The following is a 13,662-nucleotide window of genomic DNA, read 5'->3' as shown; positions in this document are numbered from 1 at the left end:
TTAGAAGGTTTTTTTAGTTATTTAGTAGTGCACAAATTTAGGTATTTGTCAAATTAATTTAGATGCGTTTACCCTGAAAGCTCTCCGTGCCAGAATGACGCAAAAGCGATGGAATGAAAGCTCTTTCGCACGTCTTGAGCAAACCATAATGCTTGGAGTCTATTCAATTCGGAAACTGATCGAAGCCAAGAAATTATCAGACTCAGTTGTAAATAAATGTATCACTGTGAAGTTCCATGAATGGAAAGGTAATCCAGTTACAAAGATGAATTGGGGCGACATAGATAAGTTATATGATCTTGATTCTGGACAACCAGTCACTAAAGGCTTAATTTTCTTCTGTCATCAATTCGTGCATAGCTATATTTTGGTCACTTCTTTTGATGAAAAGAATTTCCTAGATGGAATTTTCATTAGTTCGGATAGAGAACGTCATAAAGCGTTGTACTTTATCGAAATGCATCAAATTATTGATTTTTTTGAGCAAGTTGGCAACGACTATCCTTCTTCTGGAACATTCAAATTTGACGAGGAGCTAGGTGATTATCGTGTTTTAAATTTATCTCGTGATGATCCCGATTTCATTGCTAAAATCCAAAAGTTCAACGGCTTTAAGCGGTGAAGTTTAATTGCTCTGTGCCTTCACAATCTGCTGTAGATGGCGCGGTCTAACAACCGTATTGCAGCGGACAAGTTAGAGATATTGGTGTTGATACAAAGGTTATCTGCTGCCGCTGAACACCACCGTTACCAAACTTCAAGAACAACTTTCTCCTGCTGATGCCGAAGTCATTTTAAGACGCTTGCCAGAACGAATTCAAGCGTCTCCGATCGCCTATCAACGTCCTAATACAGCCACCAGTTGCTACATCTCACACTTTAATGGTGCCAATGATAAATTAAGTCTTTTGGGCAATCATATAAACATGATTTTCAGGATACTGGTCATATTCGAGATGGCGACAGGTGCAATGATGCTCAACCAGAATTTGCAGAAAAGTATCTACACCCAAAGTGCTGTAATCAAAATCTTGACCTTGAAATGCCCCCGAAACCTCGCTGCTTGTATGTCCGCCGCCACAAGTGAACAGGATCACTCCATTGGGTTCAAGCGCATCGCATAGCTTTTGTATCACAGGCGCTTGCTGGTTGATTGGCAGATGAAACGTGCTATCCCACGCTGCAATCAGACTATACAGTTTCGGCGGCAGCCAATCACAAATGTCTTCCCGGTAAAACGTGATTTCTGGATGTAGCTGCTGGGCTAAATTGATCATTTCGCTAGAAATATCAAGTCCTTCAGGCTGAAATCCATGCTTGGATAAGCTGTTAATAAAACGTCCGCTACTTCCACACCCGACATCAAGTGCTGCGTGCTGCTTAGAAGTAAATTTGATCGCCCGTTCTAATTGGGCAATCCCGTAAGTTGAATCTTGATGCTCAGTTTGCCACCATTGGGCAATTCGGTCGTAGCGGGCCGATGTATCATTTGGCTCCATAGAGTTACCTCATAAGTGGCGATCGAGATTTTCAGGACAATTAAAATCCTTCTCCACGCTACGCACAGACTACACCAAGGCCCTTAACGCTTTCATTGGAGAGGCAGGCATGAGCAGACGAGAAGGAAATAAACTTTACTCCTATATCATTAAATCTTGAACACTACCAAATTTTTCAATGTTTCAACTTCTGGCTGTTAGTGGGAAAGTGGCGATTTCTGTTGCAGATTCTGGCAGAGGGGGGCGCAGACAAAGATAAACTAGCGGCCCTAACAGCGGAACTAGAGAGACTGCCCAAAAAATGCGATCGTCCGAGAGTCCACGGCGTGCCATGTCGTCCCCCAAAAGTGAGGGAAATATTACAGCCATCAAGCAACAATCCCAAGTTATTAAATGCACAAAAGGAATTGACTGCCACTGCTTGACAAAATCTCCCCAATCTCCATTTAACCAAGCCCAAGCTAACAGCCAGATAGTAGTTAGTAAAAGTACAATGCCTGTCCAGCGAGAGTCTGATATTTTTATCAACATATCTTTGCGGCCGGAAAATTCTTGCTGGGGCTGGCGGAGGAGTAAGTAGGGAATTAAGCCGATGATACCGGCGCCGTTGGAAGCGATGAAAGCAGGCCCAGCGGATATATTTTGGGTTCTCTCATCAATGAATAGGAAGCAAGCGTAGACCATCGGCCACACTCCCATGAGAGCGAATATGGTAACAAGGTAGGGGTTGATTCCTTCTAGCTGCAACTTGAGCATTTTTTCCATAACTGTTAGCGTTCCGGGCTGATCGAGAGGAGCTAGCAGCAAGGTGTAGGCAATAAATGTTGCCCACAGCAACCCCAGAAACAGTTTTGTTTTCATCATATATAACGAGTAGTGGAAGCCGACTAAAGTAAATTATGGTAAAGTAGCCGCCGAGTTAGCGCCGTCTATCTTAGGTAATAAGCAGTTCGATTGGAACAGCGGCTGCAAACCGGGTTTTAGTCCGGGGATGAAATGCTCTACAGCAGCCGATCATTACTTTAGGCAGACGCAGGGGCCATGTCAGGAGAGATACATTTTAAAGAATCGGTTGTTTTTATTACAAAACCCCTTAGAAAAGGAGTTTCAGCAGTGAACTTAATATCTGTAGAGGAATTCAAAGCACTGGTACAAAAATCTCCTGGATTGTGCGTATCAATTTATATGCCAGTCGCTCAAGGAACAGAAATTCAACAAAATCCGATTCGGTTCAAAAATTTAATCAGAGAGGCTGAAGACAAAATAGTAGAGTACGGATTTGACAAAAAAGAAGCTGCCCAATTGCTAGAGCCAGTCCGAGCAGAAATTGACCAGGAAAACTTTTGGGAAAATCAAAGCAACCTGCTGGCGATTTTTGTCGGTTCGGGATTTTTCCGCTACTATACCTGTCCGGTGAATTTTGACGAATTAGTGGTTGTAAGCGACAATTTTCACGTCAAACCGCTGATGCCTCTGCTGACAGGAGATAATTTATTTTATGTTTTAGCCCTCAGTAAAAAGGAAGTGAGGCTGATTGAGTGTACGGCTTACAGTGCTCGGGAAGTTGAAGTTGAAAACTTGCCGAAAAGCCTTGAGGAGGCTCTGCAATATGACCCGACTGCTAAAGATGGTCAGTTTCGGATTGCTACTTCAAAAGGAGGCACTAATAATTCTTTTCAGCAGCCGGGAAGTTTTCACGGTCAAGGAAGTCCGGATCGAGATGAGCCCCAGCAGGAAATTTTGCAGTATTTCCACATAATTGATGGGGCGCTGCACAAATATTTGCACAATAAAAAAGCTCCTTTAGTGTTAGCTGGAGTTGAGTATTTGCTCCCGCTTTACCGAGAAGCTAATACCTACCCGCATTTATTTGAAGAAGGAATTACAGGCAATCAGAAACTTCTCAAGCCGGAAGAGTTGCGGGCCGAAGCTTTGCCGCTGGTGGAACCTTTGTTTTTGCAGGCTCAGTCAGAGGCGCTCGCACAATACCACGATCTGACAGGAAGCGATAAAATTTCTGCTGATTTGAAAGAAGCTGTTTCGGCTGCTTATTTTGGACGGGTCGATCGACTATTTGTTGCTCTTGGCGTTCAGCAGTGGGGTACTTTTAATCCCGATACGAACGCGGTGCAAGTCCACCCAGAAGCAGAACTGGGCGACGAAGATTTGTTGAATGCCGCAGCAATTCAAACTATTCTCAACGGCGGAACTGTTTACGCGGTGCCGCCGGAACAAGTGCCGGACGAGGCGCCTTTAGCTGCTATTCTCCGCTATTAACTTACCAGGTTTAAACCAATGGAATCTACTTCAATGACAAATTCCGACAAACAAAACCAAAGTAGCAGCGGCGATACCGAACGCTGGGCATCTTTAATTGGTGGGGGGGCGCTGGTACTTTTTGGTTTGTCCCAGCGTTCTTTGCGAGGTGCTTTGCTGGCGGTGGCGGGGGGCGGTTTAGCGGCTCGCGGGCTGGGGGTTGTGGAGGGTTTGCAGTCGGCTGCCGATCCGAATCAAAGCATTAAAGTTGAAAAGACGGTGACGATCGACAAACCGGCGGATGAATTGTACCGTTTATGGCGCAATTTTGAAAATTTGCCTCGGTTTATGAAGCATCTCAAACACGTTACGGTCATCGATCAAACACGTTCTCACTGGATTGCCAGCGCGCCGATGGGGAATAGTGTGGAATGGGATGCACAGATTGTCCGCGAAGAAGAAAATCGCTTAATTGCTTGGGCGTCTGTGGAAGGAGCTGATGTTGACAATTCTGGCTTTGTGCGCTTTCAACCGGCACCAGCGGGACGCGGTACTGAGGTAAAAGTTGTCATCGAATACAACCCTCCGGGCGGTGCAATTGGTGCTGGCGCTGCTAAACTATTTGGCGAAGCTCCAGAACAGCAAATTGCCAATGATTTGCGTCGCTTTAAGCAGTTGATGGAAGCTGGGGAAATAGCGACTACGGAAGGTCAAACTTCGGGCCGGAAGTAAGTATAGCACTTTTGGTGGTAAGCCCTTGTAGGGACAGGGCGAGTGTAGGGACTTAGGCCAAGCCCATAGGTGTTCAACTTAAGCTTTTTGTCCACCAGTCCTCCCGCCCACCCGTTAGTCCGCCAGGGAATGAATTCCCTGTCTCATAGCTAAAGTCCTCTCAAAGAGGACTGAAAAACTCATTAGTCGTCTTCAGACGACTTTAGCTTTGAGGCAGGGGTTTCAACCCCTGTCGGACTGTCGGACTATCGGTTGTACGTTAAGTTGACACCTCTGGACTCTTGGAGTGTCCCTACGACACGAGCGATCGAGCGGGATGTCCTTGAGTACAAAACGTAGAGTTTGTGCTCTCAAGCTATTTGTTGTTTACCTGATTAGCTGATGTCATCTCAAGTGGTTTTCGGAAATGCGGGCGCTGAAGGTGCAAGTCGGGGCGGTTGGTTTGCGGGTCACTTTATGACGGCGGGCGATGACCCGCGATCGACTTCTGTTTTAGAGGTAAAATGGGGCACTCACCCCGCCGGAGATTGTAGGACTCAGTGGGCGGTAAATGCGGAAGCCACGACGCTTTCTATCCTGGTAAAAGGGCGGTTTCGCCTGCAATTTCCAGAGCAAGAAATCTTGCTGTCTCGCGAAGGAGATTATGCTCTCTGGCTACCGGGAGTGCCTCATTATTGGTCTGCCGAGGAGGATTCGGTAATCGTGACTGTGCGGTGGCCTTCCCTACCGGGAGATAGTTCTGGAGTTAAGAATTAACTTTAACTTCGGGAACCAAAACGCGGCCGCTATAACCCGCGCGCTGGTAGCGATCGATCGCCTCGGATGCGATCGCACCCGCTTTTCCACTCTCCACCAGCGCTACGCAAGCACCGCCAAAACCTCCGCCCGTCAGCCTTGCGCCGAAGACTCCAGGGATTGACTGCAAGATTGCCGCCAGCGTGTCTACTGCCGGCACCGAAACTTCGTAGTCGTCGCGCTGACTGGCATGGGAAGCATTCATTAACTCGCCAAAACGTTTTGCTGGCAAAGATTTTACCGCTTCGAGTACGCGGTTGTTTTCCGTAACCACGTGGCGCGCTCGTCTTCTGAGGGGTTCCGGCAATACTTCGACAGCTTGGGGGTCGGCGATATCCCTGAGAGCCTTAACTCCCAATATCCGCGCGGATTCCTCACACTCGGCGCGCCGCTGGTTGTAGCCGCTTCCGGCTGCTAGTTGGTGGCTTTCGCCACTGTCAATTATTAAAATTTCTGTGTTTGTGGGAAAAGGTATCGGGCGGCATTCGAGGCTGCGGGTGTCGATCAATAGCATGGTGTTGGTGTCTGCTAAACTCGATGCCATTTGATCCATGATGCCACAGTTCAAGCCGGCATACCGGATTTCGACTTGCTGTCCGATTTGAGCTAGGCGCACGTCGTCTAGGGGGAGGTTCAGCAGGGCGCGCACTCCTCTGAGGGTGGCTATTTCTAAAGCGGCGCTGCTGGACAAACCGGCTCCGATCGGCACAGTCGAGGTAATGTAGAGATTTATTGGCGGTATTTTGTATCCTTCTTTTTCTACCAGTCTCAGGCAGCCACAGATATAACTGACGAATTTTTGCGGTATGGTATCGTCGTCTGAAAAATTTATGAGTTCGTCATATTCTGCTGAATAAACATGGTGTCGATCGTCACTGCTGAAGCCGATTTGTACTGTGGTGCGCTGGGGAATCGCCGTTGGAAGTACAAATCCATCGTTGTAGTCTGTGTGTTCGCCCAGCAGGTTTACTCTGCCGGGGGCGCTGGCTGTGGTTTTGGGTAATGTACCAAATACTCGTTGGAATTTCATTTTTGGGGAAGTGGTAATTGGTTGTTGGTTATTTGTTATTGGTTATTTGTTATTGGTTATTTGGAAAAACTGCTATCCGTGTATCCGTGACTTACGTGTTGTGCTGTTGGTAATTGGGAAGAAATAAATTTATTTTTTATCGTTTGTCCTTATTATAGTGCCCAAGTTTTTTGCTTAATTCAACCCCTGTTAACAAAAATAAACATCACCGTAGGTTGGGAAAAGATATTGAGCTGTGATAGAATGACAGGCTAAGATTTCTCCAAAGATTCAAAAAATGCGATCGACCAGACCCCGGAAACAGTTTGCTCAACATTGGCTCAAAAGCGAGAAAGCCTTAGATAAGATTGTGAAAGCGGCTGCTTTGGATCGCGATCGCGTCCTAGAAATTGGGCCGGGCACGGGGATTTTGACTCGGCGTGTACTGCCTGCGGCTGAGTCTGTTGTTGCTGTGGAGATTGATCGAGATTTGTGTCTCAAGCTAGCCAAACAACTCGGCAAAACCGACAATTTTTTACTGCTGCAAGGCGATATCCTGGAAATGGACTTAGAGGCTGAACTAACGGCCTTTCCCAAATTCCAAAATCCCAATAAAGTTGTTGCCAATATTCCTTATAATATTACCGGCCCGATCCTGCAAAAACTGCTGGGAACGATATCTGTTCCTGCGGCTAAACCCTTCGATGCGATCGTGCTGTTAGTGCAGAAAGAAGTGGCCCAAAGGCTTTACGCTAAACCGGGTTCGACAGCTTTTGGGGCGCTGTCAGTGCGGGTGCAGTATTTAGCAGAATGCGAGTTAATTTGCGATGTGCCGTCTAAAGACTTTTTTCCGCCGCCAAAAGTCGATTCTGCCGTGGTGCGGCTGCTTCCGAGACAGATAGAAACTGCGGCGGTTAATCCGCGCTATTTGGAGAATTTAGTTAAGTTGGGATTTGGTAGCAAGCGCAAGATGCTGCGAAATAATTTGAAAGGGGCTGTGGATTTAGATAAACTTGTTCACTTGTTAGAAGAGTTACAGATAAATCCTCAATCTCGCGCTGAAGATTTAAGCGTGGAGCAATGGGTCAATTTGAGTAATAATATTATGTGCGAGGTTTGAAGTTAACGATTCTGTTATAGCCTTTCTCAGTAACATAAAGCATCGGGCATCGGGCATCGGGCATCGGGCATACCTCACCACGCTTGAGAACCGCTATAGATACCGGAATTCTTAAAGAAGTCTGTATCTGGCTCTTCTGTTTTTTTATAAATAAGGACTCTCCGATCTGACTACAAATTGTTGAATTTAGGTTGGTTGTGGATTTTTAAATGTTTATTGCAGGCTAATCGGAATTTTAATAATAAATTCTGCACCTTTCCCCGGTGCAGAAATACACTGCAATTCGCCTTTATGTCTTATTGTGATAATTTGATAGCCAATCGATAAACCCAATCCCGTGCCTTTACCTACTGGTTTAGTGGTAAAAAATGGATTAAATAACTGGTTCCTCACCGATTCTGTTATTTCTGGCCCGTTGTTGCTAATTCGGATTTCTACCACTTCACTGTCTAAAAGTTTAGTAGAAATTTTGATGAGGGGACGATTAGCTTCATTGGCTGCAATCCCCTCGATGTGACTGTCTTCTTCTAAAGCATCAATAGCATTAGCCAGGATATTCATAAACACTTGATTTAGCTGTCCCGGATAGCACTCTATTCGGGGTAAATTGCCATATTCTTTGATAACTTGAATATTCGCCAAACCGGGCTTAGCATTCAATCTGCTTTGCAAAATCATCAGTGTGCTGTCAATTCCTTCATGAACGTCTGCTAATTTCATATCGGCTTCGTCATGGCGCGAAAAAACTCGCAGCGACTTGACAATACCGAGAATGCGCTCGGCCCCGTTTTTCATAGAAATTAATATTTTTGGTAGATCATAGATAATAAAATCTAAATCTACAGACTGGAGTTTTTCTTTCAGTGTGGGTAGGGGATTCGGATACTGTTCTTGATAGATATTAACCAATTCTAGCAAACTATCGGCATACTCGCGAGCGTGAGTAACATTCGCGTAAATAAAGTTAATCGGATTGTTGATTTCATGAGCAACCCCAGCGACTAATTGCCCCAAAGATGACATTTTTTCGCTATGAATTAGCTTTGATTGAGCCTGCTTCAATTCAGACAAGGCTTGTTCGAGCTGTTGAGTTTGAGACTTTAACTCTGCGGTGCGTTCTTCAACTCTAATTTCTAATTCTTCTTTAGCTTTTTTTAGTCCTGCTTCGGCTAATTGGCGCTCGACAATTTCCGATGCTAGGAGTCGGTTTGCCAATTCTAACTGTTGAGTTTGAGACTTTAACTCTGCGGTGCGTTCCTCAACTCCAATTTCTAATTCTTCTTTGGCTTTTTTTAGTGCAGCTTCTGCTAATTGGCGATCGACAATTTCAGCTTCTAGGAGTCGGTTGGCGGATTCTAACTGTGCGGGACTGGGAAGTGCTAGGGCTTGAGGCATTAAGTCTACCAAAAGTATGGCTGTAGCAAAGGAAATAAGGGCTGTAATTGCTTTCATTGTTCCTGAAAGCCAATAGGTAGGATGCCAAAGTGTCCAAAGTTCAAATATGTGATTGATGCCACAGGCGACGATAAAGGTTCCAAACAGGGCAAAGATCCAATTAAATGGCAAATCTTCGCGTTTGGAAATAAAATAAACCAATGTAATCGGGATGGAAAAATACGCGAGTGCAATTATAGAATCTGAGGCAAGGTGAAGCCAGACTAACGGGGTATGCCAGAGATAGCAGTGGCCGTGAGGAATAAATGGCCCGGAACTAAAAAAAGTTTTCCACATTTCCTGCATAATATTTCCTTTGAGTTGTGAGAAAATGGACTCGGACTGGTGCCAATTAATTGCAACCAGGGGTTTCTTTCACCTGCGGCTTAATCACCTATGCGTTCATATTCTCTGCTAGCTTCAGCAAAAATCAATCTGTATCTGGAAATCATAGGCGATCGCCCCGACGGATTCCACGAACTGGCGATGGTACTTCAAAGTATAGATTTAGCCGATCGAATTGACTTGCGCGCGATCGGTACGGACACGATTCGCGTGCGCTGCGATCACCCGCAAGTCCCTCCTGATAAGAATAACCTGGCCTACCGGGCGGCGGATTTGTTGGCGAAGCAATTCCCCGATGCTTTGGCGAAATACGGCGGAGTCGAGATTGCTATTCACAAGCAGATTCCGGTGGCGGCGGGACTCGCAGGCGGTTCTGCAAATGCGGCTGCGGTTTTAGTCGGGATGGATTTGCTGTGGCAATTGGGACTTACTCAGTCGGAGTTGCAAGAGTTGGGGGGAACTTTGGGTTCGGATGTGCCTTTTTGCATTGCTGGAGGTACGGCTTTGGCAACTGGTCGCGGAGATAAACTGTCGCCGCTGCCTGATTTGGGGGGCTTTTCTGTGGTGTTGGCCAAGTACCGCAACCTCAGTATTTCTACGGCATGGTCGTATCAAACTTATCGCCAGCAGTTCAGTAGTTCCTATTGTGCAGCGGAAGATTTGGTGTGCCGCCGGCAACGGCTGCATTCGGGCCCGATGGTGGGGGCGATCGCCCAAAAAGATCGATCGAAAATTGGTCAATTGCTGCACAACGATTTAGAAAAAGTTGCTTTGCCTGTGTACCCGCAGGTGTTGCAGTTGCGGCAGGCTTTTGAGTCGGCGGGGGCTTTGGGAACGATGATGTCGGGTTCCGGGCCAACGGTGTTTGCGCTGGCCGAGTCTTCAGAGCAGGCTCAGCAAGTTATGGAACGGGTTAAAAGTGCGATCGCTTCTCCAGATTTGGATTTTTGGGTAGCACAGTTTAGCAATACTGGAATTCAGATTTTTTCGGAGGGAAACGAGACGAAACCGCCGATTTCGAGGGTGTAACTCGAAGAGGGTGCGATCGCGATCGCCCGTTAAACCTGTCTAACAGGCGAGGGTCAAGATTAATCTAACTTTTCGCAGAGTCTATTGAGATCGAAGAACTGATAATATGTCATGCAACAGGGATTTTAGTTTTGGTGAATTAACCAGAAATCTAAAATCTAAAATCTAAAATCTAAAATCGCCATGACTGATTTAACTAATCCAAATTCTACTTCTAAACCTCTGAGTTCGCCTGGAGATGCAACCTCTGCATCTTCCACGCCGCCGACGATTTTGCGGTGCGTGATGGGTTCGCTGATCGCGGGTGGCTTTGCGGCGGCTTTGTACGCGCTAACTTTGTCTATAGTCCAAACTTTTGCAAATTCCCCCATTCATTCTGACAATGTGACTGCGATTAACATTGGCGCGGCTGTGCGAACTTTAGTTATGGGGATTGTGGCTTTGGGCGCGGGTGTTTTTGCTTTTGCATCTTTGGGTTTGATGCTGCTGGCTGTGCAACTTTTGATTCAAAAGTTGCTGAAAAAACCCACAGGTTGAAGTCTACAGGTTGAAACCATCGGGATACACAAATTATCCTCCGCAAGGCAAAGACTGAATAGTAAGATCGAAGCAATGGAATTATTTACGATCGGACACTCCAATCTGAGTATTGAAGCGTTTGTTTTGCTGCTGCAACAACACGGAATTACGGCGGTTGCGGACGTGCGATCGCATCCTTTTAGCCGCTATTTACCTCATTTTAATAAATCTGAAATTAAAGCTTCTCTGTCAAGTGTCGGCATTCAATATGTTTTTTTAGGCAAAGAGTTGGGCGCGAGACCAGAGGATTTAAGCTGTTACGATACTAGCGGTAAAGCTTTATACGATCGCATAGCAGCAACTCCTCTATTTTCCGAAGGAATTCAGCGGTTGATCCAAGGCGCCGCCAATTATAAAATCTGTTTAATGTGTGCGGAAAAAGACCCGATTACTTGTCATAGGACTATTTTAGTTTGCCAGAAACTCAGAGAATTTAATTTACAAATTCATCACATTCTTTCCGATGGCAATTTAGAATCGCACCAGCATTTAGAAGAAAGACTTTTGAGCAAGTTTAACAAAGGCAAAAAAAATAATGAGCCAATTCAGCTAAGCTTGTTTGAATTAGAGCCTCAAGTTAAACAGGAAATAGTAGATTTAGAAACAGCTTATTATCGTCACGGATTGGAAATCGCTTATGTCACAAAAGAAAGCCATTAATTTATTTACAATTGGTTTTACTCAAAAAAGCGCCGAGCAGTTTTTTGATACTTTGATGAAAGCGGGAGTCCGCAGGGTGATAGATACGCGGCTGAATAATGTATCGCAGTTGGCGGGTTTTGCTAAGCGGAAAGATTTAGAGTATTTTTTGCGAACCATTGGCAATATTGAGTACGTTCACATTCTGGATTTAGCGCCAACTCAAGATATTTTGGATGATTATAAAAAGAAAAAGGGAGATTGGGATGTTTATGAACAGAAGTTTTTGGAGTTGATGGGCGATAGACAAATTGAACACAAGGTTTCATCAGATATTTTAGACTGCGGGTGTCTGCTTTGTAGCGAACCCAAACCTCATAATTGTCACCGCCGCTTAGTTGCTGAATATCTCAGCGAGAAGTGGAAAAATGTCACAATTAATCATCTTTGATTTAGTGAAAATATTAGATAATTGTGGGATGAATCTAAAATCTAAAATCTAAAATCTAAAATCTAAAATCGAATGACTCGGATAATTTGTCTCGCTAATTCCTGGAAACGCGGCGACAGGTGCATCGCCGGAATTAATGAACTTCAAGGTAAGTGGGTGCGTCCGGTTTCCGACTTACCAGATGGCCAAATTCCTAAAGAAATGCGGCAGATAAATAGACTTGAACCCGCGTTGTTAGATGTTCTAGAAATTCCTCTGGCAAAGACGGGGCCGGACTTTGGCTTTGAGTGTGAAAATCTTTCTGTTTTACCGGGAAAATGGCGGCAAGTAGGGAAAGTGCCGCCAGCATATTTGCTGAAATATTGCCAGAGTCAAGAATATATTTTGCACAACGATTTGCGATATGTTACGGTGGCATATATGCAGTCTTTGCCAATGTGCGATCGCCTAACTTTGCAATTAGTCAAAGCAGTAAGATTTACGGTAAAAAAGCTAAGTCAAAGATTTGAAGGTGGTAATAAATGGGAAGGATCTCTTGTCACGCAGCAGGGTCAAAGATTGACTGCAACAATTACCGATCCGGTGTTTATTAGAAAGTTAGAATTGGGGTATCTACCGCAAAAAGCTTGTTTGGTAACAGTGAGTTTGAGTATGCCTTGGCGGCCCGATGGTTGGGAGGGAGATGACCCTTGTTGGAAGTTGATTGCGGGTGTGGTAGAGTTGCCGGAAGATGTTGTTGAGGATGAAATTTAGTTTTGATCAAAATGGGCGATCGATTATTTATTTCTTTTTATTTACCGCAAAAACTCTGTTCGTGCTATAATTCTGCGGGACTGTAGCAGAAAGGGGTGCTTTTTAATGAAAGCAGAATTTTATTTTGACTGTCACAAATATATTTGCAGTTTAGTTCAAGTAGATTTTGTCAAAGAATTAAAAATTAAAAATCATCAAGGTTTTGTTTTGGCTGTTAAGCAAGGACAAAAGATTGGACTTTTGGGAAAAAGTCGCCATAATGCTAAACAAGTTGATGTATCTAAGCCGCATTTTTATAATGTAATTAAAGCGGCTATGAGCGCTTTGGAATTAGAAACTAAAAATGAGGTGATATTAGAGAGAAATCGAACTCTTGCTGATGCCGAAGAAATGATTCAGCAGCAAAACCGAGAAATTCGGGTTCTCAACGAACAGCTAAGAATACTTGCAGAGCGAGTTGAAGAGTTGTTAGCCTCACAGCAGCCGCTACCAATGGAGATCGTAGATAATCAAATCATAGAAAGTGAAGTTAGTCAAGAAGTAGATGACTGTTCAGCGTCAGAGGCAGATTTATCGACGGATAAAACACACAAGGAAATCAGTCAAAACACAGAACAATTAGGAGTGCAATTCATAGAAAATCAACCGCGGTCGTCTGAAATTGAGGAAGTTCAAGAGACAGAAATCAGCGAAATTAATGATGAAATTGTCGATTCCCAACTCGCAGAACCGGAAGAAGACTGCATAGAAGTCAAACTTCCAGTAGGCGATCGTCAAATTAAGCAATTGCCTAAAAGAGCTTCTAACAGAAAGATGAGAAAGAAATATTGATGCTTTAGTTACTGAATCATCTTGTCACTATTCAACGTAAAATGCTCTTCTTTTAGAGCCCCGACTTCTTTAAAAAGTCGGGGCTCTGTGTATGCTGTTTTTTCTGTGGGCTTACTTAGGAATGAGAATTAAATAACTTCCACAAGTTTGTGGGATGGGCGTCCCGCCCGTCCAAAAAGGACGGGCGGGA

The 13,662-nt window shown here is 44.8% G+C and carries 15 protein-coding genes; 11 read left to right on the top strand and 4 right to left on the bottom strand.

What is annotated here, in order from left to right; all coding sequences use genetic code 11:
* The first annotated feature begins 94 nt into the window (after positions 1–94).
* Positions 95–622 (top strand): hypothetical protein, encoded by a 528-nt coding sequence (locus QUA16_RS32520; protein WP_333108411.1) that lies wholly within the window; start codon positions 95–97, stop codon positions 620–622.
* A gap of 277 nt (positions 623–899) precedes the next feature.
* Here the strand turns inward: QUA16_RS32520 and QUA16_RS32515 are convergent, their stop codons facing one another.
* Positions 900–1,499: a class I SAM-dependent methyltransferase gene (locus tag QUA16_RS32515; protein ID WP_333108409.1), complete on the bottom strand. Its 600-nt coding sequence runs from the start codon at positions 1,497–1,499 to the stop codon at positions 900–902.
* A gap of 183 nt (positions 1,500–1,682) precedes the next feature.
* Positions 1,683–2,363, bottom strand: a complete 681-nt coding sequence (locus QUA16_RS32510) for a DUF2834 domain-containing protein (protein WP_333108408.1) — start codon at positions 2,361–2,363, stop codon at positions 1,683–1,685.
* A gap of 249 nt (positions 2,364–2,612) precedes the next feature.
* On the opposite strand from QUA16_RS32510, the gene QUA16_RS32505 reads away from it, so the two are divergent.
* The 3 genes from QUA16_RS32505 (at position 2,613) to QUA16_RS32495 (ending at position 5,243) form a co-directional block, all read left to right on the top strand.
* Positions 2,613–3,776, top strand: coding sequence for a baeRF3 domain-containing protein (locus QUA16_RS32505; protein ID WP_333108407.1), 1,164 nt, complete (start codon positions 2,613–2,615; stop codon positions 3,774–3,776).
* Positions 3,777–3,794: 18 nt separating this feature from the next.
* Entirely contained in the window at positions 3,795–4,487 is a 693-nt protein-coding gene (locus QUA16_RS32500; protein ID WP_333181646.1) for an SRPBCC family protein, read from the top strand.
* Between the two features lie 381 nt (positions 4,488–4,868).
* The gene (locus tag QUA16_RS32495) at positions 4,869–5,243 is read left to right on the top strand and encodes a signal peptidase I (protein WP_333108405.1); all 375 of its coding nucleotides are present in this window, start codon (positions 4,869–4,871) and stop codon (positions 5,241–5,243) included.
* On the opposite strand, the gene galK is transcribed toward QUA16_RS32495, so the two are convergent.
* The gene (gene galK / locus QUA16_RS32490) at positions 5,233–6,312 is read right to left on the bottom strand and encodes a galactokinase (protein WP_333108404.1); all 1,080 of its coding nucleotides are present in this window, start codon (positions 6,310–6,312) and stop codon (positions 5,233–5,235) included. The two genes, QUA16_RS32495 and galK, sit on opposite strands and share 11 nt — an antisense overlap.
* Before the next feature lie 277 nt (positions 6,313–6,589).
* Here galK and rsmA point away from each other — a divergent pair, with 277 nt between their 5' ends.
* Positions 6,590–7,411 (top strand): 16S rRNA (adenine(1518)-N(6)/adenine(1519)-N(6))-dimethyltransferase RsmA, encoded by an 822-nt coding sequence (rsmA, locus tag QUA16_RS32485; protein ID WP_333108403.1) that lies wholly within the window; start codon positions 6,590–6,592, stop codon positions 7,409–7,411.
* A 213-nt stretch (positions 7,412–7,624) separates the two neighbouring features.
* On the opposite strand, the gene QUA16_RS32480 is transcribed toward rsmA, so the two are convergent.
* Positions 7,625–9,151: an ATP-binding protein gene (locus tag QUA16_RS32480; protein ID WP_333108402.1), complete on the bottom strand. Its 1,527-nt coding sequence runs from the start codon at positions 9,149–9,151 to the stop codon at positions 7,625–7,627.
* A 90-nt stretch (positions 9,152–9,241) separates the two neighbouring features.
* Here QUA16_RS32480 and ispE point away from each other — a divergent pair, with 90 nt between their 5' ends.
* The 6 genes from ispE to QUA16_RS32450 all read left to right on the top strand — a co-directional run bounded on the left by ispE (position 9,242) and on the right by QUA16_RS32450 (position 13,472).
* Entirely contained in the window at positions 9,242–10,219 is a 978-nt protein-coding gene (ispE, locus tag QUA16_RS32475; protein WP_333108401.1) for a 4-(cytidine 5'-diphospho)-2-C-methyl-D-erythritol kinase, read from the top strand.
* Between the two features lie 183 nt (positions 10,220–10,402).
* Positions 10,403–10,756, top strand: a complete 354-nt coding sequence (locus QUA16_RS32470) for a DUF3082 domain-containing protein (protein WP_333108400.1) — start codon at positions 10,403–10,405, stop codon at positions 10,754–10,756.
* A gap of 75 nt (positions 10,757–10,831) precedes the next feature.
* Entirely contained in the window at positions 10,832–11,458 is a 627-nt protein-coding gene (locus QUA16_RS32465) for a DUF488 domain-containing protein (RefSeq protein ID WP_333108399.1), read from the top strand.
* Positions 11,436–11,888, top strand: coding sequence for a DUF488 domain-containing protein (locus QUA16_RS32460; protein WP_333108398.1), 453 nt, complete (start codon positions 11,436–11,438; stop codon positions 11,886–11,888). Before QUA16_RS32465 ends, QUA16_RS32460 begins: the two co-directional genes overlap by 23 nt.
* A 72-nt stretch (positions 11,889–11,960) precedes the next feature.
* A complete protein-coding gene (locus QUA16_RS32455; protein ID WP_333108397.1) occupies positions 11,961–12,641 on the top strand; it encodes a dual OB domain-containing protein in 681 nt (226 codons plus the stop codon).
* 105 nt (positions 12,642–12,746) lie between these two features.
* Positions 12,747–13,472 carry a hypothetical protein gene (locus QUA16_RS32450; protein WP_333108396.1) on the top strand — a complete coding sequence of 242 codons (726 nt, stop codon included), beginning with the start codon at positions 12,747–12,749 and terminating at the stop codon, positions 13,470–13,472.
* The last annotated feature ends 190 nt before the right edge of the window (positions 13,473–13,662 follow it).

This window comes from Microcoleus sp. S13_C3 (genome assembly GCF_036700905.1).
Taxonomy (GTDB): Bacteria; Cyanobacteriota; Cyanobacteriia; order Cyanobacteriales; family Microcoleaceae; genus Microcoleus.
This window is presented reverse-complemented; position numbering and strand designations above follow the sequence as displayed.

Coding starts and splice junctions, on each gene's coding strand:
- QUA16_RS32520 (WP_333108411.1), top strand. CDS start 95: ATGACGCAAAAGCGATGGAATGAAAGCTCTTTCGCACGTCTTGAGCAA.
- QUA16_RS32515 (WP_333108409.1), bottom strand. CDS start 1,499: ATGGAGCCAAATGATACATCGGCCCGCTACGACCGAATTGCCCAATGG.
- QUA16_RS32510 (WP_333108408.1), bottom strand. CDS start 2,363: ATGATGAAAACAAAACTGTTTCTGGGGTTGCTGTGGGCAACATTTATT.
- QUA16_RS32500 (WP_333181646.1), top strand. CDS start 3,795: ATGGAATCTACTTCAATGACAAATTCCGACAAACAAAACCAAAGTAGC.
- QUA16_RS32495 (WP_333108405.1), top strand. CDS start 4,869: ATGTCATCTCAAGTGGTTTTCGGAAATGCGGGCGCTGAAGGTGCAAGT.
- galK (WP_333108404.1), bottom strand. CDS start 6,312: ATGAAATTCCAACGAGTATTTGGTACATTACCCAAAACCACAGCCAGC.
- rsmA (WP_333108403.1), top strand. CDS start 6,590: ATGCGATCGACCAGACCCCGGAAACAGTTTGCTCAACATTGGCTCAAA.
- QUA16_RS32480 (WP_333108402.1), bottom strand. CDS start 9,151: ATGCAGGAAATGTGGAAAACTTTTTTTAGTTCCGGGCCATTTATTCCT.
- ispE (WP_333108401.1), top strand. CDS start 9,242: ATGCGTTCATATTCTCTGCTAGCTTCAGCAAAAATCAATCTGTATCTG.
- QUA16_RS32470 (WP_333108400.1), top strand. CDS start 10,403: ATGACTGATTTAACTAATCCAAATTCTACTTCTAAACCTCTGAGTTCG.
- QUA16_RS32465 (WP_333108399.1), top strand. CDS start 10,832: ATGGAATTATTTACGATCGGACACTCCAATCTGAGTATTGAAGCGTTT.
- QUA16_RS32460 (WP_333108398.1), top strand. CDS start 11,436: ATGTCACAAAAGAAAGCCATTAATTTATTTACAATTGGTTTTACTCAA.
- QUA16_RS32455 (WP_333108397.1), top strand. CDS start 11,961: ATGACTCGGATAATTTGTCTCGCTAATTCCTGGAAACGCGGCGACAGG.
- QUA16_RS32450 (WP_333108396.1), top strand. CDS start 12,747: ATGAAAGCAGAATTTTATTTTGACTGTCACAAATATATTTGCAGTTTA.